Raw genomic sequence first — 21,484 nt, 5'->3', positions numbered from 1 at the left:
CTAGAGACGTCCGGCCCGCCAAAACGCTGTGCGGCGGTGACCAGCAACGCTGTGCGGCGGTTACCAGCCGAGTCTCTCGCGCAGCCAGGTCAGGTAGATCTCGGCCTGTTCGCGTTGCCAAGTGCGGATCGTCGGCAGGCCTGGTGGCGCTTCCCGCCGGCTGCCCCACAGGAGACCGCCAGCGACTCCGGCGATGAAACTGGTGGCGCCTGGATCGTCGGGGAGGACCGGCAAACGGACCGACGAGCGCATCTCCGCCTGGACGAAGACGGTGTCGGCCCAGGGAGTGGCCCGCGAGGCGAAGGCCCAGTCGACGAAGACCACCCGGTCATCGGTCAGCAGGACGTTGTCCGCCCGGATGTCCCAGTGCGCGAGGCTGTTGCCCTGGGCAAGGGCATCGAGGCCCGCCTGCGCGATCGCGGCCAGTTCTTCCTCGCGGCCGCGGATCCAGGAAGGCACGGGGGTCTGGTCCGCGATGATCCTGTGCCACCGGCTCAGGAAGTCCCCGCTTCGTTCCGCGGCGACGGGTGCGTCCGGCCAGGGCGATGGGGTGAGGGCGGCGGTGAGTTCGGCGAGGGCGTCGAGCACCCGGTTGGCGTCGTCCTGGCGCCACGGGTGGACCGGCAAGGCGCCATCGATGTCCTCGAGCAGCAGCCCGACCCAGGCGCCATCGTCGTACGTGCTGTAGAGGGTCGGGGTCTGCGGCAACGAAACGGCCCGCATCGCGGTGATCTCGTTGCGGAACAGCGTCGGCGTATCCGGGTTGAGCTCCGGCCCGACCGCCTTGACGAACGCGCGCCGCCCGGACGCGGTCACCAGCCGAGCCGCCGTACCAGGGGAGAAACCGCCCTGCTGCGTCTTCGCCGAAACGACGCTCGAGCCCAGCTCCCGCTCGACCCACCCACGCACGGCCGCGGGAATCGCCTCGTACGGCGTCCTCACCCCGATCGCGTATGCCATGCGCAGACCCTAAACCGCCGAAAACCCGGGGTGCCCGGGTTTTCGGCGGATTAGAATCAGCGGCTGCCGAGGCCGATCGACGGCGCCTTCTGCGAGCCGTACGAGATCTTCTCGCAGTCGCCATCGATGACATCGCAGCGCAAGGTCACGCTGGCGGTAGTGCCCAGGCCGCCGCTCGTCACGATGTGGCGGTTGTCCTCCCAGATCGTCTCGTGGTGAGCGCTGATCATCGCGGCCGTCGACGCCTTCGTGGGGGTATTGGCCGGCACGCTGTAACCCAGGAGGCCCTCCGGTCCCATACTGGTGACCAGCACCTTGCCGTCAGGCGAGAGCGTGCCCTCGGTGCCGTTCTTGCTGCATCGCTGCATCACGGTGTTCAGCCGGCCCTGGTGGAACTCGACGACCTTCAGGCACGGCTGCTGGCCGGGCTTGGGGACCTGGTTGTTGGACTGCAGCACCATTCGATCGGTGGTGCGCCAGACGGTCAGGCGGAAGCCGCCGGTCTCGACGGCCACGGGCGCCGCGTCGATGGTCCACAGCTGAGTCCTGGACTCTTCGCGGGCCTCCATGTAGAAGATGCCGTTCGAGTTCCAGCCGACCACCTCGGTGTCCGGGTCCGTCGGAATCGAGGCGACCTCACGGCCGGTGGCGGTCTCGATGACCACCAACTGGGCCTTGCCGTCCTGCGTTGGCCGCACAATCGCGGTCCGTTCGCCGGTCGGTGACAAGGTCATCCCGTCACCGCTCGGCATGCCGAAGGAGCGGAACTCACCCGAGGTGCTGAGCACACCGACACCTTCGATCTCGCCGTGCCTGACGCCCAAAGCACCCATCCAGCCGCAGTGCACACGCCCCCACACACCGAAGTCCTTTCCGGCGGGGAGTGGCACTCGTAAGTCGCCGTCCTGCAGGTAGTTCCCGCCGCCTTCACCGGTGACCGTGAACGGAACCCGCGGGCCGGGACCGAACGGCACACCGTTCACCCAGGGCCACTCCTTGTTGGGGCGTGTGTCCTTCGGGTATTGCAGTGGGTTCTCCACCGCCGGCGGCTTGGGGCAGTCGCCTGACGCGACGGGCGGCGGTGCGTCCTTACTGTAAATGGCCAGCGGTACGGCGACCGCGGCCACTACTGCGGCTGCTGCCAGTGCCGCGATGGCCCAGGTGCGGGGACGGGGCCCACGCCGTACCTCAGTAGTGGTCAGGCCGGGGCCGGTGGCGTGGTCGGGGATGGTGCGGGCGGCCGCGTCGAGAGCGTCGCGGAGCCGGGCATCGAGGTCGTTCATCGGTGGTCCTCCAACTTGCGGCCGAGAGCGCTGAGCGCGCGGGATGCGGTCGAGCGCACGCTGACCTCGCGGATGCCGAGGGTCTGGGCGATCTCGGCGTCGCTCAGGTGCAGGTAGAAACGCAGCACGAGGACCTCGCGCTGCCGGGTGGGCAGGGTGTCCAGCGCGACCAGTACCTCGCGCCGGTCCTCGCCGACCATGGCGTCGTGCTCCGCGGACCAGACCGGCCGCTCGGTGGGCTGGGTATACAGCCGCGCGACTTTGCGGCGGCGGATCACGGAGCGGCTGCCGTTCAGCACGGTCGAGCGCAGGTAGGGAAGCTGCTTGCCCTCGCGGATCCGGTCCCACCGGCGGTAGATCGCGGCGAACGCCTCCTGGACGACGTCCTCCGCGGAGGCCCGGTCGCCCACCATCAGCAGGGACAGGCGCACCATCCCGGCCCAATGCTCCCGGTAGAGAGTGGTCACGGCCGCCTCGCGTTTGGCCTCACTGTCGCGCGCCGACGGCGGTGGTATCGGGCGCCTGAGACTCAAGGTCATGTCATCCACACTCCAGAGACGGCCGGCGCCCACGTTTGTTGCATTCACACTCCGCGACTTCAGGGTCACGAGAAGCCTGACCGATCGGTCGATGCGGATTCCGGTGGCGTGGCATGGGATGATTGACCGGTTGTCTGCCCAACCTTGAGACGAACTGGAATCCTCCGTGCCCGTTGGCCCCACGAATGTGCCGCAGCCCGGTCGTACCGACCCGTCGCTGATCCGCAACTTCTGCATCATCGCCCACATCGACCACGGCAAGTCGACGCTGGCGGACCGGATGTTGCAGATCACCGGCGTGGTGGACGCCCGGTCGATGCGCGCGCAGTACCTCGACCGGATGGACATCGAGCGCGAGCGGGGTATCACGATCAAGTCGCAGGCCGTGCGCCTGCCGTTCACCCCGGCCCCGGGCACGCCCGCCGCGTTGCTGGCCGAGGAGAACAAGACCGAGCCCACGACGTACATCCTGAACATGATCGACACCCCCGGCCACGTCGACTTCACCTACGAGGTGTCGCGGTCGCTGGAGGCGTGCGAGGGCGCGGTGCTGCTGGTCGACGCGGCGCAGGGCATCGAGGCGCAGACGCTGGCCAACCTCTATCTCGCGCTGAACGCGGACCTGACGATCATCCCGGTGCTGAACAAGATCGACCTGCCCGGTGCGATGCCCGACAAGTACGCCGCCGAGCTCGCGCACATCATCGGCTGCAAGCCCGAGGACGTGCTGCGCGTCTCGGCGAAAACCGGTGAGGGCGTCGAGGCGCTGCTCAGCGAGATCGTCGCCCAGATCGATCCGCCGGTGGGCGTCAAGGACGCACCGCCGCGCGCGCTGATCTTCGACTCGGTGTACGACACGTATCGCGGCGTGGTCACCTACGTCCGGGTGGTCGACGGCGAGCTGAAGCACCGCGACCGGATCAAGATGATGTCGACCGGTGCCGTGCACGAGATGCTCGAGGTCGGGGTCATCTCGCCCGAGCCGATGAAGTCCCCGAGTATCGGCGTCGGCGAGGTCGGCTACCTGATCACCGGCGTGAAGGACGTTCGCCAGTCCCGGGTCGGTGACACCGTGACCTCGCAGGTGCACGGGTCGGACGAGCCGCTCGGCGGTTACAAGCACCCGCAGCCGATGGTCTACTCGGGCCTGTTCCCGATCGACGGCGACGACTACCCGACGCTGCGCGACGCGCTCGACCGGCTCCAGTTGAACGACGCGGCCTTGCAGTACGAGCCGGAGACCTCCGGCGCGCTGGGCTTCGGTTTCCGCTGCGGATTCCTCGGGCTGCTGCACATGGAGATCGTTCGGGAGCGGCTCGAGCGCGAGTTCGACCTGGACCTGATCTCGACCGCGCCCAACGTGGTCTACCGGGTGGTCATGGACGGCGCCGATCCGGATGCGCCGATGCCCATGGTGACCAACCCGAGCGAATTCCCGAACGGCAAGATCGCCGAGATCTACGAGCCGGTCGTGCGGGCGACGATCCTGAGCCCGAGCGACTACATCGGCGTGATCATGGAGCTGTGCCAGACCAAGCGGGGCAACCTGCAGGGCATGGACTACCTGTCCGAGGACCGGGTCGAGCTTCGCTACACGTTGCCGCTGGCCGAGATCGTGTTCGACTTCTTCGATCAGCTGAAGTCGAAGACCAAGGGCTACGCCTCGCTGGACTACGAGCCCACCGGTGAGCAGGCCGCCGACCTGGTGAAGGTCGACATCCTCCTGCACGGTGAGGCCGTCGACGCGTTCTCCGCGATCGTGCACCGCGACAACGCCTACTCCTATGGGGTGGCGCTGGCCGGCAAGCTCAAGGAGCTGATCCCGCGGCAGCAGTTCGAGGTGCCGATCCAGGCGGCGATCGGGTCCCGCGTGATCGCGCGCGAGTCGATCCGCGCGATCCGCAAGGACGTGCTCGCCAAGTGCTACGGCGGTGACATCACCCGTAAGCGCAAGCTGCTGGAGAAGCAGAAGGAGGGCAAGAAGCGGATGAAGATGGTGGGCCGGGTCGAGGTCCCCCAAGAGGCCTTCATCGCCGCGCTCAAGACGGGCGACGCCCCCAGCGACAAGGCGAAGAAGTAGTCGTCATACCCGCGGAGTTCCGCAAGGTGGGTGACCGCGGGCCCGATTGGCAGATCTGGCTGGACGGGCTGCCGAAGCTCGTCCGGCAGGTCATGGACGACTTTCGGTTGGCGGCTGCGGGAGAGGCGTCGTACGGCGAGTGTGCGTTGGTAGTGCCGGTTACGACGGCTGACGGCGACGAGGCGATGCTCAAGCTCGGCTTCCCGCATTGGGAGGCAGAGCTCGAGCACCTCGCTCTGCGCGACTGGAATGGCGACGGCGCGATCCGGCTACTACGGGCGGATCCCCGGCGGTATGCGCTTCTGCTGGAGAAGGCCCACTCCCGCGACTTGACGAGCCTTGAGGATGTAGAGGCCTGCGAGGTCGTCGCTAATGCCTACAAGCGGCTGCATGTCCCGGCAGGTCCGCAGTACCGGCTGTTGTCGGAACAGGCGGCCCGGTGGTCGCAGGAGCTGCTGGAACTGCCTGTGTCGGCTCCTGTTCCTCGCAGGTACGTCGAGCAGGCGGCGGCGCTTGCCCGGGACTTTGCGGCTGACGCGGCTTGTGATGGCAGGTTGATCCACACCGACTTGCACTACTTCAACGTACTTGCGGCCGACCGGGAGCCGTGGCTGGTCATAGACCCCAAGCCGCTCTCGGGAGATCCCCACTACGAGGTGGCGCCGCTGCTGTGGAACCGCTGGCCTGAGGTGGTGGAGACGGGTGACATCCGTACGGCCGTCCGCAGGCGCTTCCACACGGTCGTAGACACGGCCGAGCTCGACGAGGAACGCGCGCGAGACTGGGTCATCGTCCGCGAACTCGTCAACATCCTCTGGTCACTGCAGGACCCCCAGCCAGACGACGGTCTCCCGGACGACTGGCTGACCCGCGCGATCGCCATCGCCAAAGCCGTCCAGGACTGACGGATATCCGTTTGACCTGACCCGCGGGACTGCCGAGCATCGGGTCCATGCGTATGCCCGTGTTGTGGATCTGCGGCCCTACCGGCGTCGGCAAGTCGACTGTCGGCTGGCAGGTCTTCGCCGATCTCGAGCAGGCGGGCATACCGGTCGCGTACGTCGACGTCGATCAGGTCGGCATGTGTTATCCGGCGCCGGCGGATGATCCGCATAACCAACGGCTCAAGGTCCGCAATATCGCCCGCGTGGTGGAGAACTTCCGCGCGGCAGGTGCTCACTGCGTCATCGTCTCGGGCACCGTCGACGCTTCCCAGGCGCACACCTATGCCGATCAATTCGTGGGTACGTCGCTGAGGTTTTGCCGGCTCCGGGTCGGATCCGGCGAACTCGTCCGGCGCCTCCGCGAGCGAGGGTGGGACGCCGAACTGCAAGCGGAAGCGCTCGCCGAGGCCGAGACGCTCGACCGCAGCGACTTCACCGACCTGTACGTCGATACCGACCGCCTATCGGTCGCCGACGTGGCTCGCCTTGCCCGGGTCGACTTGCGGCCGCAGGCGGGTCACCCGGTTGAGCCGGACCAGTGGAGTGCGCCGTCCGGCAAGGTCCTTTGGTTGTGCGGGCCTACCGGCGTCGGGAAGTCGGCGGTCGGGTTCGAGATCTTCCAGTCGTTGCTGGGAAGTGGTGTGCCGGCGGCCTATCTCGACCTGGAGCAGATCGGCCTCAGCCGGCCCGTCCCGGCGGACGATCCCGCGGGCCATCGGATCCGGGCTCGCAATCTCGCCGACCTGTGGCAGTCGTTCCGCGAGGCCGGAGCCGAACGGCTGGTGGTGGCCGGCCCGGTCGAGGATGAGGACGCGCTCGACGTCTACAAGGCTGAGCTGGAGCTGACGTTGGTCCGTCTCCACGCGGAACATCGGCAATTGGCCGAGAGGATCCAATTGCGCGCCGAAGGCATCGGCTGGCGCGCGCCCGGCGACAGCCTCGCGGGCCAGCCGCCGGAAGTCGTCCGCCAGGTCACCGCGAACGCCCAGCGCCTTGCCGACGACCTCGAACGCAACGGCCTTGGCGACGTACGCCTGGACACCACAACCCTCACGATCACGGAGGCCGCCAACCTCGCCATGCGTTCATTCGTCGGAATCCGCCCTCTCACCAGAGCGGACAAGTGCGGGTGAGCGGACGGGAGAGGGCGGATTCCGACGAATGAACGCAAACCAGAGGGGCCAACCGGCTACTGGGGTCAGCCGTCGACGGAGGTCGGGATTTCTGGCGGGCCTTGGTGGAGGAGGTCGGTGATCAGGGCGGGGAGGTTGGCGGGGCGGAGGAGGTCCGGGGTGAGGGTGAGCTCGCGCAGGGTCCACCACTTGTGACCGGTGATCTGGGAGCGTTCGAAGGCCTCGAAGCGGCTGGTCGAGATGTCGAACGCCGGCAGCCGGGCCAGGTGGTATCGCTGGTGGACCTGGTAACTCACGCCCTCCCAGTCCGCGACCCACGGGCGGCCGCGCCAGACCTCCGGGCCGATCTCGACCTCGGCCAGACCGGTCTCCTCGAATAGCTCGCGCTGTGCCGCCGTCTCGTACGTCTCGTCCGGCCGGAGCCCGCCGCCGGGCAGATACCAGCGCCGCGGCGAGTCGCTGCGGAACAGCAACAGCCGGTCCGCGTCATCCAGTAGCACTACCCGAACGGTCGGTCGAGGGATCGCAGGCATACCCCACCCTGACCCAAATCTGGTCAGAAGGGACCAATGAACGCCGACACGCCGTGTCACAAGGGTCCGATGAGCGGAAAAATCGGTGGGCGGGAGGCGGGGCGGTGGGGGAGGATGCGCGGTATGCGAGTTACTTCGGTGAATGTGGTGGAGGAGCTGATCCCCGGGCCGAAGGACTCCGGGTTAACGGCGATCGACAAGCGGCCGCAGAGTGGGCGGGTAGTGGTCGGCGAGTTGGGGCTGGTGGGGGATCGGGTGTGCGATACGAAGCACCACGGTGGGCCGGATCAGGCGTTGTACGTCTATGCCGACGAGGATCGCGCCTGGTGGGCGGGGGAGCTCGGGCGGGAGGTTCCGGCCGGGTTGTTCGGGGAGAACCTCAATACCGACGGCCTCGATGTGAATGGCGCGCTGATCGGGGAGCGCTGGCGGATCGGCGAGGGGCCGGAGGCCGTCGAGGTGGAGGTGCGGTCGTCCCGCATCCCGTGCATCACCTTCCAGCACCGGATGGGGTTGGACGGTTGGATCAAGCGGTTCCACCAGGGACGCCGTCCGGGCGCGTATCTCAAGGTGCTCAAGCCCGGCACGATCGGCGCGGGTGATGCCGTCACCGTGCTGAGCCGGCCCGACCACGAGGTCACCGTCGAGGTGCTCTTCGGCGACCAGGATCCGGCCAAGATGAGCGGCATGCTCGACGCCGGGATCGACCTGGTCGACGAGATCCGCGCCATGGCCGAACGCGTCAGCGCCCGCACCTGATAAACCCTGTTCAACAGAAAGGCACTGGATGAAGGGCGTGATCCCCGCGCCGGGACCGCTGCGCCCATTGGCACTCGCGACGTTGATCAGCCGGGTCGGCAACGGCCTGTTGATGACGATCAGCGTGCTCTACTTCAACCGGGTCGTCGGCCTCTCGATCGCCCAGATCGGTCTCGGCCTGACGATCGCGGGGTTGTTCGGCCTGCTGTCCGCCGTACCGCTCGGACATCTGGCCGACCGCCGCGGCCCGCGGACGCTGTTCGTCATCCTGAGCATCGTCGAGGCCGGGCTGTCGTTGTTCTACCTGCTGGTCGACGCGTTCTGGCAGTTCCTGGCCGTCGCGATCGTGCTGACCATCATCGATCGAGGCGCGGGTGCCGTCCGGGCGGCCCTGATCGGGGCGGTCACGAAGGACGGCGCCGGCCGGGTCGCCGCTCGCGCTTACCTGCGGGCGATCACCAATATCGGCATCATGGCCGGTGCGGGTATCGGCGCCATGGCCCTGCATTTCGACAGCGCGCCGGTCTATCGCGCGATGTTCGCCGCCAACGCCGTGCTCACGATCGCCGCGGCCTTGATCATCTTGGCCGTGCCGCGGGTCGCGCCGATCCCGAAGAGCGACGACGGACCCGTTTGGGTGGCGCTGCGCGATCGGGGTTATCTGGCCGTCGCAGCCTTGAACGCCGGAATGTCGATCCACTACGCCGTACTGGATGTCGCGATTCCGTTGTGGGTGGTCGACCATACGGATGCGCCGAGCTGGACGATTGCGCTGCTGCTGGTGATCAACACCGTGGTGGTCTCGCTGTTCCAGGTCCGTTCCAGCCGGGGGATCTCGGACCCGGCCTCGGCCGCGCGCGCCAGCCGGATCGCCGGGTTGTTGCTGATGGCATCGATGGTGTTGTTCGCCTCGGCCTCGAGCGGCGGCCTCAAGACAGCAGTAGCGCTACTGGCGATCGGCGCGTTCGTGCAAGTGCTCGGCGAGCTGCTGCAGTCGTCTGGGTCGTTCCTGCTCGGGTACGACTTGGCGCCGGATCACGCCCAGGGGCAGTACCAGGGCGTCTGGGGGACGAGCATGTCGATCAGTACGATGCTCGCCCCGACCGTGCTGGCCCTGCTGCCGCTCGGTCTGGGGGTGCTCGGCTGGTGGATCCTCGGTGCGTGGTTCGCGCTGATCGGCGTGCTCTTCGTGCCGGTGGTGCGCTGGGCCGCGGCGAGACGACCCAGCGCTGTACCGGTTACCGCATAAGGACCGTCACCGCGTAAGGCTGTCCAGGTTCGGCCCGCCGTTCGCCGTGGTCGCGACCACCTTGATCTTGTTGCTACCGGCAACCAGGTTGAGCCGGACCGCCTTGGTCTGCCAGCTAGACCAGGCGCCGGTGCCACCGAAGGCGACCGCCTGTGCTGCGCTGACCCCGTTGACCAGAACGTCCATCGGCCGGCTCACCATGGTGCCGTTGGCATAGCGGAGTACGACGTCCGCCGGGCCTGCCGTGGTGGCGTTGACCGTCCATTCGAGCGCGCTGCCGGTGACGTTGTCGAGGTTGACGAAGCCGCGCCCGGTGAAGCCCGCGTGGTTCGATTCGACCGCGCCTTGGCTGATCACGCCGTCCTCTGCCTCGTACACGACCGGGGACGGGCCGGGCCCGCCGCCGCCGTTGCCCGGGACGGTTTGGGTGCCGGTGTTCCAGCCGGAGACGCGTACCGAGGGGGAGGCGCCGGCAAGGTCCGACGTACGGTACGTCGCCTTGATCGTGGTGGATTCACCCGGCCAAAGGCTCACTGCGTTGTCGGTCCAGTCGATGGGCAACACGGGTTTCCCGCCAGTTCCGACGATGTGCGCGTCGACGTAGAAGGCGGGCGCCGTACCGGTAGACGTGTTCTGCAAAGTGACAGTGGTCGTGGTCGTACCGTCGGCCGCGTTCGTCGTACTGGCCTGGGTGCTGATCGTTGCCGCGGGTAGGTTCTTTAGCCCCGACAGGTCGGCATAGGTCTTAGTGGGGGTGTAGTACCACTGCGACTTGTTCCAGTCGATGGTGTCGGGCTGCGTAGACAGCCAGTAGACGTTGCGGCTGACCTCTTGGCCGGTGGAGTCCGTGAGGGTGAGCTTCACCAAGTACGTCGTGGTGAGCCCGGTGATGGCCGGGAGCGTCAGTGCCGTGGTCTTGCCGCCGTCGCCAGGTACGGAGACCGCTTGCGTCTGGGAGAACTTCTGCGTGCCGTCGGTGTTGTAGACCTTTGCCGTGGCGGTGAGGCCGTTCGCCGTGGCGTGGTTCTGGTTGATGACTACGACCGACTTGGTGTCGTTCGAGTACTGGATGTGCAGCGGCTCGTTCGCCTTCTTCGCGCCGTAGTACGCGCCGTTCTGGTCTAGGTAGGCGTCGAAGAGCTGCCAGTGCAAGGACGTCCACGGGCTGTTGAGCATCCAGTAGATCAACCCGGTCGACGGGTTCGAGCTGTCGGTGAAGTTGCGCGCGTGCGACTCGAACTCCGCCCGCACGTTCTCGTACTGCGCGAGCTGCGCCTTGCGGACGTAGTCGTCCAGGCTGGTCGGAGCGCCGTACCGGCCGCTGAGGGCGTTCCCGAAGATCCGCAGGTTGCCGAACGTCGACGAGGACGATCGGTGGTACTGGCTGGCATTCGGGTTCTTCCAAAGTACGTCGAGCTCGGCGGCCGTCATCATCCGTTGCAACGTGTCCATGGTCGGGATGTCCGGGCCGGCGCTTGTCTCGGAGTTGAAGCTGTAGGCGCCTCCACTCGTGTGCGCCTTGTCGTACCAGTAGCCCGGCGGGACCCAGTCGTACGGCCCGTTCATCTTCATCCCGGAACTACCGAGCTGCGGGGACGACTTGTTCGACGCGACCGGGATGACCGGCGTCGGCCAGTCCTCGGCGCGCAGCGCGTCCAGGTAGTTCCGCTCGATCGTCGCGTCCGGCGGGAAGTCGCTGCCGATGTGGAACGAGATGACGCTCGGGTGGTTCCGCAGCCGGGCCGCTTCGCCGACCATCGAGGCCTTCGCGATCACGTAGTCCTCGGCGACCCACGTGTCACCGGACTCGCTGCCGTTGACGTGGCCCTCCCACTTGTCGCAGCACTCCCAGCCCGGCATCGTCAGCACGCCCAGCCGGTCCGCCATGTCGAAGAAGTCGTCGGGTTCGATGTGACCTTCGAGCCGGACGGTGTTCAGCCCGAGATCCAGTACGTACTTGAGCTTGTCCTCGGCATACTTTGCGTCCCATCGCAGGAACAGGTCGGGCGACCAACCGCCGCCGCGGACGAGCAGCGGCCTGCCATTGACGCTGTACGCACGGCCGCCACTGCTGTTGAGCGGGGCCTTCACGTCCCGTACGCCGAAGTTGGTCCGCGCCGAGTCGGACGTCGTACCGGCGACACTCGCGGTCAGACTCAGCTCGTAAAGGTGCTGGCCTCCCATCCCAGCGGGCCACCAGACGTTCGGATTGTCGAGTCCGACCGCGCCGAACGTGATCGTCTTCTTCTCGCGCGCGGCGAGCGAGACGGTCTGCGTGATCGGCACACCCGCGACGGTTCCGGCGACGACGGTCTGTACGGCGTTGGCCGAGTCGTTGCGGACATCGGCCTTCACCGTGAGGTCGGCGTGGTTGAGGCTGGGCATCGCCAGATTGGTGAGCACGCGCGCACCTCGGAGGGCGACCGGGCCACTACGTCGTACGACGATGTCGCGGACCAGGCCCATGTTCTGGTCGGGCGGGGTTTGCGCCCAGTCGATCCAGCCCATCGTCAGGTCCCGGTTCGGGTCGTTCGGGTAGACCTTGAACGCGACCAGGTTGCTGCCGGTGCGGACGTGGGCGGTGATGTCGAGATCGTGCCGGGTGTACGCGCCGGCGACCTGGGCCTTGGTCGCGACGAGCGTGCCGTTGACCCAGACGTCGGCCCGGGAGAGGACGCCGCTGAAGTCGAGGTAGGTGCGCTCGGTGGTGCTCTCGAGTTGGAGCTCGGCGCGGTACCACCAGGGCACGTTGAACTGGGTGCGGTCGACGTTCTTCATGTTGGTCGAGAAGAACGGGTCGGGGTAGCGGCCGTTCTGCAGCAGGCCGGCGAACACGGTCGAGCGCGGCCCGATCGGCATCCAGCCGCCGGTCGGGAAGCCTGGTTTGGTCACGGCGGCGTCGTCGCTGATCTGGGCGGAGGTCTGCAACAGGAATCCGTTGATCGGGGTCGCGGACCCGGCGATCACGGTGACGGCGGTGGGCTGGGCGGCAGACGTCGACGGCACAGCCGCGCCGACGAGAATGACGAGGGCGAGTGCGGTCAACGCACGAAATGGTCTCATCCGGCGGCTCCTGGGCGGGAAGCGCAATCATTAGGCAACTTACCTAACAATTACGGATGGTAGCCCTCCCATCACCTACCGGCAATGGCCTCGAAGCCTTTTAGGGTGACCGGATGATCCCCAGTGGGCGTGAGTTGGCGGAGTACACGTTGGCGCGGCAGCATCCGGTGACGCGGACGTGGCTGGATGATGCCGCGCGGCTTGAGAACCTGAGCGCGATGCATGAGGGCACCGAGGTCGAGCTGGCCGCGGATCCGGGGATCGCGGCGGCGCGGATCGCGAAGATGGCGCCGGGGACTCCGGTACGGAGCATGCTGAACCACTGGGTGCAGGTGCGAGCTGATCAGTGCGCGATGTTCAGCATGCGGTTCGAGGGGATGGATCCGAGTAAGCCGTTTGTGGATGCTTCTACGTTGAGTCGTGCGTTAGAGGTCGGGGATCTGGCTGGGTTGGCGGCTGCTGCTGTGGAGCACTATGCGGTTCATAAGCCGTCGTACCTTCGCTTGTGGAGTTCGCAGCCTGTGGGGGCTATTGCGGGTACTGAGCCGGATAGGCGGTTCCTGGCTGCACCGATTGAGGTGTTGCGGGTGGGGGAGGTGCCGGCGGGGTTGGCGCTTACGCCGGCTACGGATCTGAGGCATTACGAGGATGCTCAGGCGGCGTACGACGCTGTGGACCGGGCGCATCCTCGGCATGTGGAGCAGGCGTCGATTTCCAGTCGCGATGAGCTCCAGGAGAGCGCGGACGAGGGCCTGCTGTTCAACGTGGAGGTCGACGGGGTGTGGGCCGGCTATTCGGCGGCTTTGGATGGCGGCGAGGACACGTTGGGGTTATCGGCGTACGTCGTCCGGGATGTCATCCTCGCGCCAGGTTTCCGCGGCCGCGGCCTGGGCGCGTCCGTCAGCACCCTCTTGGCGCGGGCTCTCCCGGACCAATCCCGCGTCCTAATCGGCACCATCCACGCCAACAACAAAGGCGCCCTCCACGCCGCCACCCAATCCGGCCGCCAAGACGTCGGCGGCTGGCTGACTTATCCGCTCTGACCACGCCACCACTCACGCGATCGACACCCCCAAACCCCGCCAACACCGGCACCCCTGACGCGACCGGCACCCCCTAAGCCCTGCGTCGATTTGCCTGGATTTGACCGCTGGGAGTGCTAGTCATCCGACGGAACCACTCCGCGCGGTCAAATCCTGGCAAACCGACGCTAGTGCCGAGCCCGGGAAGACGTGATGCGGGGCGCACGTTTAGCGTCCATTTGCCAGGATTTGACCGCGCGGAGTTCATTGGCATCACCGAGGTCAATCCAGCGGTCAAATCCAGGCAAATCGACGCAGGGCTTGGGGGTGCCGATCGCGTCAGTGGTGCCGGTGTTGGCGTGGGGTCGCCTGGGCTGAGGGGGTGCCGATCCGGCTGGTGGTGGCGGGGTTTACGGGGTGGGTTCGCGGTAGCCGAGGGCGGCGGAGATTTTGCGGGCTGCCTCGATGGCGGCGGGGGCCATGAGGGCGACTTGGGCGATTGATTGTTCGAGGGAGAGCGTGGAGATGCTCACGGCCGCGATCGCCGTACCGGTGTGGTCGTGGATGACCGAGGCGACGCAGCGGATGCCGGGCTCATTCTCCTCGTCGTCCAACGCATACCCACGTTCACGGACTTGGGCGAGGTCGGCCTTGAGGGCGGTCGCGGTGGTGTGGGTGAGCGGTGTGCGCGCAGGTAGACCAGTCCGATGGACCAGTGCGTCGATCGTTTCGTCGGTCTGTTCGGCCAGCAGCGCCTTCCCGATGCCGGTGCAGTGCAGCCAAAACGCCTTACCGACCCGCGACGGCATCCGGTACGGCTTCGGCCCGTCCAGCCGCGCGACGTAGATCGCCTCATCGCCGTTCAGCAACCCCACATGCACCGTGCACCGCGTCTGCGCAACGAGATCCGCCAATACCGGCCGCGCCACGGTCGCAAGATCGACATTCGTCAGCGCATGCCCGGCGAGCCGCAGCGCCTTCGGACCAGGGTGATACGACCCGTCCTCCGCCTGCGCGACGAACTCGTGCTCGACGAGTGAGGCCATGATCCGGTGCACGGTCGACTTGGCCAGACCGGTCGCGTTCACCACGTCGGTGAACCGGGAGTGCTCGAGGACGGCGTCGAGCACCATCAGCGTCTTGTCGATGGCCGAAGGTGAACTCATGGTGCTCATCCTGACACTTCCTTCCCAAATCATGCCTACGGTCTAGCGGGCCAGCCACCCGCCATCGACCGCGAGGATATGGCCGTTCACGTAATCCGAGGCGCTCGACGCGAGGAACACGGCCGCGCCGACGAGATCTTCCGGTGTACCCCAGCGACCGGCCGGAATACGATCGCGGATTCCCGCCTCGCGCTCGGCGTCAGCCCTGAGCTCGGTCGTATTGTCGGTCGCGATATACCCAGGGGCGATCGCGTTGACCTGGATGCCGCACGGCCCCCACTCGTTCGCGAGCGCCTTGGTCAGCCCGGCGACAGCGTGCTTGCTGGCGGTGTAGGCCGGCACGGTGATACCACCCTGGAAGCTGAGCAACGACGCGATCGTGATGATCTTGCCCGCACCACGTTCGAGCATCGCCGCGCCGATCGGCCGGGTCACGGCCCAGGTGGAGTTCAGATTGACGTCGAGCACGTGCTGCCAGTCGGCCGCCGAGGTCGTTGCCGCAGGCCCCCGACGGATCGTGCCCGCGTTGTTGACCAGGATGTCGATCGGCCGGGACTTCGCCAGCGCCGTACAGACGCTCTCGACCTCGGCCGGATCGGCGAAGTCCGCGGTCACCACGGTCGCGTCCTGCCCGTGGGCCTTGATCGCGGCCAGCGTGTCCTCGAGCGCGTCGTCACGCGCCATCAGCACCAGGTCCGCGCCCGCTTCGGCGAGCCCCGCCGCGATGGCCGCGCCGATACCCCGCCTGGCGCCGGTGACGAGGGCGGTCCGGCCGAGCAGGGAGAACGTCACCGAAGATCCTGGACGTCGACGCCGTCCATATCGGTGAAAGCCTGGTTCTCGCCGGCCATCGCCCAGACGAAGCTGTACGCCGCGGTGCCGACGCCGGAGTGGATCGACCAGCTGGGGGAGATGACGGCCTGGCGGTCCGCGATCAGCAGATGGCGGGTCTCGTCCGGCTCACCCAGCAGATGTACGACGCGCTCGGTCTCGGGCAGTCCGAAGTAGAGGTAGCACTCGGTCCGGCGGTCATGCGTGTGCGCGGGCATCGTGTTCCAAGTGCTGCCCGGGTGGAGCGTGGTGACACCCAGCACGACCTGGCAGCTCTGCACGCCGTTCGCGTGGATGTACTGGTTGATGGTCCGGCGGTTCGAGGTCTGCTGGTCGCCGAGCTCGAGGCGGTTGCCCTCGCCGGGTGCGACCAGCGTCGTCGGATACGAGGTGTGCGCCGTGGCCGAGAAGATGTAGAAGTCCGCCGGTTCGGAGGCGCTCGCGGATTCGAAAGTGACCTCGCTTGAACCGCGTCCGGCGTACAGGCAGGCGCCGTTGGCAAGGTCGTACTTGGTGCCGTCGATGGTGATCGTGCCCGCGCCGCCGACGTTCACGATGCCGGCCTCGCGGCGCTCCAGGAAGAACTCGCTGCGCAGCTCCGGCCAGGTGCCGAGCGTGAGCGGGCCGTTCACCGGGCGGGCACCGGCCAGCACGATCCGGTCGTGGTGGGTGAGCACGGCGGTCACCTCGTCGTCGGTGAGCAACCGCTCGACCAGGTAGGCGCGGCGCAGCGCGGCGGTGTCGAACCCGGGCACCTGGTCCGGATGCGTGGCATGGCGAACCTCGAGATCAGTCACAGAACAAGGTTCTACCAGGCGGAACCTGGTGTCAAACGCCGTCCGCGTTTCGTGCGCAACCAGGGCGGCTGAGCGGTGGTTGTCGATCGAATCAGTTCCATCTATTGACACCAGATTCTGACAGATGGAACCTTCTGGTCACCCCGTCTGGGGTCTCAGCCTGCTCGTGAGGAGTGTCATGACAGCCCTCGACTGGTCGGTGCTGGCCGGCTATTTCGTGCTGATGGTGCTGATCGGCGTGTGGTCCCGCACGAAGATCAAGACGATCGTCGACTACTTCACCACCGGGGGCAGAATCCCGTGGTGGCTGTCGGGGATCTCCCATCACATGTCCGGTTACAGCGCCGTCATGTTCGTCGCGTTCGCCGCCGTCGCGTACGACTACGGCATCACCGTCTACGTCTGGTGGGCGGTTTCGATCGGCGTCGGCGTCGGTATCGGCGCGTTCCTGTTCGCCGCCAGATGGAACCGGCTGCGGTCCAAACACGGTGTCGTCTCGCCGCTGGAATACCTGGCGCGACGCTATAACCTGCCCACCCAGCAGGTGCTCGCGTACAGCGGCGCCACCCTCAAGGTGGTCGACATCGCCGCCAAGTGGGTCGCGATCGCCATCCTGCTGAACGGTTTCACGGGTGTGCCGATGCGCTGGGGCATTCTGCTCACCGGCGTGGTGACGATGCTCTACGCGACCCTCGGTGGTCTGTGGGCCGACGTACTCACCGACTTCGGCCAGTTCATCATCCAGGCCGCGGCCGGTATCGCCATGTTCATCGGCGTACTCACGCATCTGGACGGCATCTCCACCCTGTGGACGATGTGGGACAAGCTGCCGGAAGGCCATGGCGATGCACTCACCGGTCCGTATACCAGTACGTACCTGATCGCCTTCCTGTTCATCAAAACCTTTGAGTACAACGGCGGAATGTGGAACCTGGCCCAGCGCTACATGGCCGCGCCATCCGGTTCCGCGGCGAAGCGATCGGCCTTGCTCTCCAGTGGTTTGTGGCTGGTCTGGCCGTTGATCCTGTTCATCCCGATGTGCGCCGCGCCGCTGCTGGTGCCGAACCTCGGCAAGTCCGAGCAGGCGTATATCGAGCTCGCCCAGCTGCTGCTGCCGTCGGGTCTGATCGGCCTCGTGCTGGCCGGCTTCTTCTCGCACACGATGGCGATGGTCGCCTCCGACGCGAACGTGATCTCCTCGGTCATCACCCGCGATATCGCCCCGGTGCTGGTGAAGAAGGTGCGCAACCTGAGCGATGCGGGTGCGTTGAAGTTCGCCCGGATCACCACCTTCACGTTCGTCACCGTGAGCATGCTGATCGCGATCCTGACCAATGGCCAGGGCGTGGTGCTGAAGATCGTCGTCGACCTGGTGGCCGCGACGATGGGCCCGATCTCGATCCCGTTGATGCTCGGCATGCTGCCCTGGTTCAAGCGTTCCGGGCCGCGCGCCGCGATCACGTCCTGGGCCGCCGGTCTGGCCGTCTGGACCGTGGTGAAGTGGGGGATCGAGTCGAAGGACGTCACGCTGGTGGTGGCGTTGCCGCTGGCAACCTCCTTGATCATCTACGTCGGCCTTGGGTTGCTGATGCCCGAGCGCAGGCCCGATGTCGATGTGCTGGTCGACTCGCTGAACGACGATGGCGTGTCGGAGACCGCTGGTGGACAGCCCGCGCCGGTTCACTAGGCAGTTCCATATGATGGGAGCCTGTTCTCATCTGCGGAACGATTGACGACTTCTGAAGGAGCACCTATGCCCAACATCTCCGTCGAACTGCTGTCCGGCCGGACCATGGACCAGCGTCGTGAGTTCGTCACGGCGGTGACCGAGGCCGCCATCTCGATCCTGAACGCCAAGCGCGAGGCGGTGCGGATCGTCTTCACCGAGATCGAGAAGTCCGATGTGGCCAACGGCGGCACTTTGGTGTCCGACAGCTGACACCCTCAAGCCGACCCGGGTCCCCGCCCACCCCGCTGGGACCCGGGTCGTTCCATTTCTCGGTATTTGCCCTTGGCCTTGCTCCGCGTCGATTAGATTTCGGGGTATGCGAGTAGGAGTCTTCGGAGCCACAGGTCAGGTCGGCGGCGTGATGCGCCAGTTGCTCATCGAGCGGAAGTTCCCGGTGGACGAGGTGCGGTACTTCGCCTCCGCCCGGTCCGCCGGCAGCCAACTGCCGTTCGGCGAAGAGAAGATCACCGTCGAGGACTCGGCCACGGCCGACTTCTCCGGTCTGGATCTGGCCCTCTTCTCCAACGGCAAGACCGCCTCCCGCGAGTTCGCGCCGAAGGTCGCCGCCGCGGGCGCGATCGTGGTCGACAATTCGTCCGGCTGGCGGATGGACCCGGACGTGCCGCTGGTCGTCGCCGAGGTCAACCCCGAGGACCTGGACCACACGCCCAAGGGCATCGTGGCCAACCCGAACTGCACCACGATGGCTGCGATGCCAGTGCTCGCGCCGTTGCACAAGGCTGCTGGGCTCACCCGGTTGATCGTCTCGACGTACCAGGCCGTGTCGGGCTCGGGCGGTGTCGGCGTGCAGGAGTTGTACGGCCAGACCCAGGGGCTGATCGACGGCGCCGAATCGCTGGCCTTGGGTACGGCGGGCGTGACGTTGCCGACGCCTTCGGTCTACAAGGCGCCGATCGCGTTCAACGTGGTGCCGGTCGCCGGGTCGATCGTCGATGACGGCTCGGGTGAGACCGACGAGGAGCAGAAGCTCCGCAACGAGAGCCGGAAGATCCTGCACATCCCAGAGCTGGCCGTCGCCGGCACCTGCGTGCGCGTCCCGGTCTTCACTGGTCACTCGCTGACGATCCACGCCGAGTTCGCCGAGGCCATCACGCCTGAGCGCGCGACCGAACTGCTGGCGGCCGCGCCCGGGGTGGAGCTGGCCGACATCCCGACGCCATTGCTTGCCGCGGGCAACGACCCGTCGTACGTGGGCCGAATCCGCGTCGACCAGTCCGTCCCGGGCGGCCGTGGCCTCGTCCTCTTCGTCTCGAACGACAACCTCCGCAAGGGCGCCGCCCTCAACGCCATCCAGATCGCCGAGGAGCTACACCGCCGCCGCCTCAGCTAGGTCAACCTGCTCGCCTACGCACCGCGACAACTCGCTGGCGGTGCGTAGGTAGCCGTGTGCGGGCGTCGCGCCGAGTGAGATCAGGGCCACAACTCGTGCGCGCATGATGCGAAAACGTAATCGAGATGGTGCGTATGGGCGGGCGATGACCGTAGTCAGGTAAGGGGCAAACCCACTACCGTGCGGTTACTTAGTGCCTGGGGAGGCCCGCATGATGCCTGTTGCAGACGGTGGCGACGTCACCGAGCTGACTACGCGCAAGGACCATCTGGCGCAGATGTTCCTGGACCGCGTCGCGACCACACCGAATCGGGAGGCGTTCCGCGCACCGGCCGATTCGGGCTGGAAGTCGGTTACCTGGAAGGAGACCGACGAGCTGGTACGGCGACGGGCCGCGGGCCTGATCGCCTTGGGGATCGAGCCGCAGCAGCGCGTCGCGATCGCCGCGAACACGCGGGTCGAGTGGGTCCAGTGTTATCTGGCCATCGTCCTGACCGCGGCAGCCACGACCACGATCTACCCGACCACGCTTGCGACCGATGTCGCGTTCATCGCGGCTGATGCCGAGGCGCGGGTGATCTTCGCCGAGGACGCCGGGCAGGTCGACAAGTTGCGCCAGCACCGGACCGAACTGCCGGCGGTGCAGAAGGTCGTGCTGATCGACGGTGAGCCCGAGGAGCGCGACGGCGACTGGGTGATCAGTGTCGCCACCCTGGACGAGCTCGGCCAGAAGTACCTCGCCGAGCACTCGGACGCGGTCGACGGGCGAGTCGCGCAGATCGAGTCCGACCAGCTCTGCACGCTGATCTACACGTCGGGTACGACCGGCCGGCCGAAGGGCGTGCGGCTGCCGCACTCGGCGTGGACCTGGCTCGGCTCGTCGGTGGAGCACTCGCGTCAGCTCAACGCGGACGACCTGCAGTACCTGTGGCTGCCGCTGGCTCACGTCTTCGGTCAGGGCCTGATCGCCGCGCAGATGCAGATCGGCTTCGCGACCGCCGTGGACGGCCGCGTCGACAAGATCGTCGACAACCTGGCCGTCGTACAGCCCACCTTCATGGGCGCCGCGCCGCGCATCTTCGAGAAGGCGCACGGCCGGGTCGTCACGATGATGGAGGCCGAGGGCGGGGTCAAGGCCAAGCTGTTCCACTGGGCCTTCGGCGTCGGGCACAAGGTGTCCAAGCTGCGGCAGGAGGGCAAGGAGCCGAGCGGTCTGCTCGCGGTCCAGTTCGGGCTCGCGGACAAGCTGGTGCTCTCGAAGATCCGGGCCCGGTTCGGCGGCCGGATCCGGCTGTTCGTCTCCGGCGCCGCGGCTCTGAACAAGGAACTGGCCGAGTGGTTCCACGCGGCCGGCCTGCTGATCGTGGAGGGCTACGGCCTGACCGAGACCTCGGCCGGCTCGACGCTGAACCGGATTGACCAGTACCGCCTCGGCAGCGTCGGCGTACCCCTGACCGGCACGCAGATCGGCATCGCCGAGGACGGTGAGGTGCTGATCAAGGGCCCGGGCGTGATGAGCGGCTACCACAACCAGCCGGACCAGACCGCCGAGGTGATCGTCGACGAGTGGTTCCACACCGGCGACATCGGCCACCTGGACAACGGTTTCCTCTACATCACCGACCGGAAGAAGGACCTTTTCAAGACCTCCGGCGGCAAGTACATCGCCCCGCAGGCCATCGAGGGCGCCTTCAAGACCATCTGCCCGTACGCGAGCCAGTTCGTCGTCCACGGTGACCAGCGCAACTTCGTCAGCGCCCTGGTCACGCTCGACCCGGACGCGATCGCCGGTTGGGCCGAGCAGAACGACCTCGGCGGCAAGTCGTACGCCGAGATCGTCACGTCGGACAAGGCGCGCGAGATGGTCCAGGGGTACGTCGACGAGCTGAACTCCGGCTTGAACCGCTGGGAGACGGTGAAGAAGTTCGTCATCCTGGACCGGGATCTCACCATCGAGAACGGCGAGATCACTCCGAGTCTCAAGCTGAAGCGCAAGCACGTCGAGCAGACGTACCGCGATCAGCTGGATGGGATGTACAAGTAGG

Annotated in this window: 18 protein-coding genes; 10 read left to right on the top strand and 8 right to left on the bottom strand. The window is 66.8% G+C overall.

The window, feature by feature from the left end:
* Window positions 1-60 precede the first annotated feature (60 nt).
* Genes OG394_RS13745 through OG394_RS13735 form a run of 3 tightly spaced genes read right to left on the bottom strand, consistent with a single transcriptional unit; the run spans window position 61 to window position 2,782 of the window.
* Window positions 61-960 carry an aminoglycoside phosphotransferase family protein gene (locus OG394_RS13745; RefSeq protein ID WP_328995710.1) on the bottom strand — a complete coding sequence of 300 codons (900 nt, stop codon included), beginning with the start codon at window positions 958-960 and terminating at the stop codon, window positions 61-63.
* Window positions 961-1,016: 56 nt separating this feature from the next.
* Window positions 1,017-2,243 carry a hypothetical protein gene (locus OG394_RS13740; RefSeq protein ID WP_328995709.1) on the bottom strand — a complete coding sequence of 409 codons (1,227 nt, stop codon included), beginning with the start codon at window positions 2,241-2,243 and terminating at the stop codon, window positions 1,017-1,019.
* Window positions 2,240-2,782, bottom strand: coding sequence for a SigE family RNA polymerase sigma factor (locus OG394_RS13735; RefSeq protein ID WP_328995708.1), 543 nt, complete (start codon window positions 2,780-2,782; stop codon window positions 2,240-2,242). Before OG394_RS13735 ends, OG394_RS13740 begins: the two co-directional genes overlap by 4 nt.
* Window positions 2,783-2,948: 166 nt before the next feature.
* On the opposite strand from OG394_RS13735, the gene lepA reads away from it, so the two are divergent.
* The 3 genes from lepA to OG394_RS13720 are packed head-to-tail and all read left to right on the top strand — an operon-like array spanning window position 2,949 to window position 6,939.
* Window positions 2,949-4,862: a translation elongation factor 4 gene (lepA, locus tag OG394_RS13730; RefSeq protein ID WP_328995706.1), complete on the top strand. Its 1,914-nt coding sequence runs from the start codon at window positions 2,949-2,951 to the stop codon at window positions 4,860-4,862.
* A 26-nt stretch (window positions 4,863-4,888) separates the two neighbouring features.
* Window positions 4,889-5,767: an aminoglycoside phosphotransferase family protein gene (locus OG394_RS13725; protein WP_328995705.1), complete on the top strand. Its 879-nt coding sequence runs from the start codon at window positions 4,889-4,891 to the stop codon at window positions 5,765-5,767.
* Between the two features lie 47 nt (window positions 5,768-5,814).
* Entirely contained in the window at window positions 5,815-6,939 is a 1,125-nt protein-coding gene (locus OG394_RS13720) for an AAA family ATPase (RefSeq protein ID WP_328995704.1), read from the top strand.
* Window positions 6,940-7,004: 65 nt separating this feature from the next.
* Here the strand turns inward: OG394_RS13720 and OG394_RS13715 are convergent, their stop codons facing one another.
* The gene (locus OG394_RS13715) at window positions 7,005-7,472 is read right to left on the bottom strand and encodes an NUDIX domain-containing protein (RefSeq protein WP_328995702.1); all 468 of its coding nucleotides are present in this window, start codon (window positions 7,470-7,472) and stop codon (window positions 7,005-7,007) included.
* 123 nt (window positions 7,473-7,595) lie between these two features.
* Here OG394_RS13715 and OG394_RS13710 point away from each other — a divergent pair, with 123 nt between their 5' ends.
* Both OG394_RS13710 and OG394_RS13705 read left to right on the top strand, forming a co-directional pair.
* Window positions 7,596-8,231 (top strand): MOSC domain-containing protein, encoded by a 636-nt coding sequence (locus OG394_RS13710; protein ID WP_328995701.1) that lies wholly within the window; start codon window positions 7,596-7,598, stop codon window positions 8,229-8,231.
* 28 nt (window positions 8,232-8,259) lie between these two features.
* The gene (locus OG394_RS13705) at window positions 8,260-9,480 is read left to right on the top strand and encodes an MFS transporter (protein ID WP_328995700.1); all 1,221 of its coding nucleotides are present in this window, start codon (window positions 8,260-8,262) and stop codon (window positions 9,478-9,480) included.
* Window positions 9,481-9,486: 6 nt separating this feature from the next.
* Here OG394_RS13705 and OG394_RS13700 read toward each other — a convergent pair whose 3' ends face one another.
* Window positions 9,487-12,543 carry a glycosyl hydrolase 2 galactose-binding domain-containing protein gene (locus OG394_RS13700; protein WP_328995699.1) on the bottom strand — a complete coding sequence of 1,019 codons (3,057 nt, stop codon included), beginning with the start codon at window positions 12,541-12,543 and terminating at the stop codon, window positions 9,487-9,489.
* A 113-nt stretch (window positions 12,544-12,656) separates the two neighbouring features.
* On the opposite strand from OG394_RS13700, the gene OG394_RS13695 reads away from it, so the two are divergent.
* Window positions 12,657-13,586: a GNAT family N-acetyltransferase gene (locus tag OG394_RS13695; RefSeq protein ID WP_328995698.1), complete on the top strand. Its 930-nt coding sequence runs from the start codon at window positions 12,657-12,659 to the stop codon at window positions 13,584-13,586.
* Window positions 13,587-13,975: 389 nt separating this feature from the next.
* Here OG394_RS13695 and OG394_RS13690 read toward each other — a convergent pair whose 3' ends face one another.
* From OG394_RS13690 to kduI, 3 genes are read right to left on the bottom strand one after another with little or no spacing between them, the layout of a single operon-like run.
* On the bottom strand, window positions 13,976-14,731 hold the full coding sequence (locus OG394_RS13690) for an IclR family transcriptional regulator (RefSeq protein WP_328995696.1): 756 nt from the start codon (window positions 14,729-14,731) through the stop codon (window positions 13,976-13,978).
* 42 nt (window positions 14,732-14,773) lie between these two features.
* A complete protein-coding gene (locus OG394_RS13685) occupies window positions 14,774-15,523 on the bottom strand; it encodes an SDR family oxidoreductase (RefSeq protein WP_328995695.1) in 750 nt (249 codons plus the stop codon).
* Entirely contained in the window at window positions 15,520-16,359 is an 840-nt protein-coding gene (kduI, locus tag OG394_RS13680; protein WP_328995694.1) for a 5-dehydro-4-deoxy-D-glucuronate isomerase, read from the bottom strand. The genes OG394_RS13685 and kduI overlap by 4 nt, the downstream gene beginning before the upstream one ends.
* A 178-nt stretch (window positions 16,360-16,537) precedes the next feature.
* On the opposite strand from kduI, the gene OG394_RS13675 reads away from it, so the two are divergent.
* The 4 genes from OG394_RS13675 to OG394_RS13660 all read left to right on the top strand — a co-directional run bounded on the left by OG394_RS13675 (window position 16,538) and on the right by OG394_RS13660 (window position 21,483).
* Entirely contained in the window at window positions 16,538-18,046 is a 1,509-nt protein-coding gene (locus OG394_RS13675; RefSeq protein ID WP_328995693.1) for a sodium:solute symporter family protein, read from the top strand.
* Window positions 18,047-18,112: 66 nt separating this feature from the next.
* Window positions 18,113-18,298: a tautomerase family protein gene (locus OG394_RS13670; protein ID WP_328995692.1), complete on the top strand. Its 186-nt coding sequence runs from the start codon at window positions 18,113-18,115 to the stop codon at window positions 18,296-18,298.
* A 106-nt stretch (window positions 18,299-18,404) separates the two neighbouring features.
* Entirely contained in the window at window positions 18,405-19,439 is a 1,035-nt protein-coding gene (locus tag OG394_RS13665) for an aspartate-semialdehyde dehydrogenase (protein ID WP_328995691.1), read from the top strand.
* A 211-nt stretch (window positions 19,440-19,650) separates the two neighbouring features.
* Window positions 19,651-21,483 (top strand): AMP-dependent synthetase/ligase, encoded by a 1,833-nt coding sequence (locus tag OG394_RS13660; RefSeq protein WP_328995690.1) that lies wholly within the window; start codon window positions 19,651-19,653, stop codon window positions 21,481-21,483.
* Window position 21,484: the final 1 nt, after the last annotated feature.

Source organism: Kribbella sp. NBC_01245 (assembly GCF_036226525.1).
In the GTDB taxonomy this organism is placed as follows: domain Bacteria; phylum Actinomycetota; class Actinomycetes; order Propionibacteriales; family Kribbellaceae; genus Kribbella.
The sequence above is the reverse complement of the archived record's forward strand: the minus strand, read 5'-3'. Positions and strand labels throughout refer to the sequence as shown.

Coding starts and splice junctions, on each gene's coding strand:
- OG394_RS13710 (WP_328995701.1), top strand. CDS start 7,596: ATGCGAGTTACTTCGGTGAATGTGGTGGAGGAGCTGATCCCCGGGCCG.
- OG394_RS13690 (WP_328995696.1), bottom strand. CDS start 14,731: ATGAGTTCACCTTCGGCCATCGACAAGACGCTGATGGTGCTCGACGCC.
- OG394_RS13675 (WP_328995693.1), top strand. CDS start 16,538: ATGACAGCCCTCGACTGGTCGGTGCTGGCCGGCTATTTCGTGCTGATG.
- OG394_RS13665 (WP_328995691.1), top strand. CDS start 18,405: ATGCGAGTAGGAGTCTTCGGAGCCACAGGTCAGGTCGGCGGCGTGATG.
- OG394_RS13735 (WP_328995708.1), bottom strand. CDS start 2,782: ATGACCTTGAGTCTCAGGCGCCCGATACCACCGCCGTCGGCGCGCGAC.
- OG394_RS13720 (WP_328995704.1), top strand. CDS start 5,815: ATGCGTATGCCCGTGTTGTGGATCTGCGGCCCTACCGGCGTCGGCAAG.
- OG394_RS13660 (WP_328995690.1), top strand. CDS start 19,651: ATGATGCCTGTTGCAGACGGTGGCGACGTCACCGAGCTGACTACGCGC.
- OG394_RS13705 (WP_328995700.1), top strand. CDS start 8,260: ATGAAGGGCGTGATCCCCGCGCCGGGACCGCTGCGCCCATTGGCACTC.
- OG394_RS13695 (WP_328995698.1), top strand. CDS start 12,657: ATGATCCCCAGTGGGCGTGAGTTGGCGGAGTACACGTTGGCGCGGCAG.
- OG394_RS13700 (WP_328995699.1), bottom strand. CDS start 12,543: ATGAGACCATTTCGTGCGTTGACCGCACTCGCCCTCGTCATTCTCGTC.
- OG394_RS13740 (WP_328995709.1), bottom strand. CDS start 2,243: ATGAACGACCTCGATGCCCGGCTCCGCGACGCTCTCGACGCGGCCGCC.
- OG394_RS13670 (WP_328995692.1), top strand. CDS start 18,113: ATGCCCAACATCTCCGTCGAACTGCTGTCCGGCCGGACCATGGACCAG.
- OG394_RS13745 (WP_328995710.1), bottom strand. CDS start 960: ATGGCATACGCGATCGGGGTGAGGACGCCGTACGAGGCGATTCCCGCG.
- OG394_RS13715 (WP_328995702.1), bottom strand. CDS start 7,472: ATGCCTGCGATCCCTCGACCGACCGTTCGGGTAGTGCTACTGGATGAC.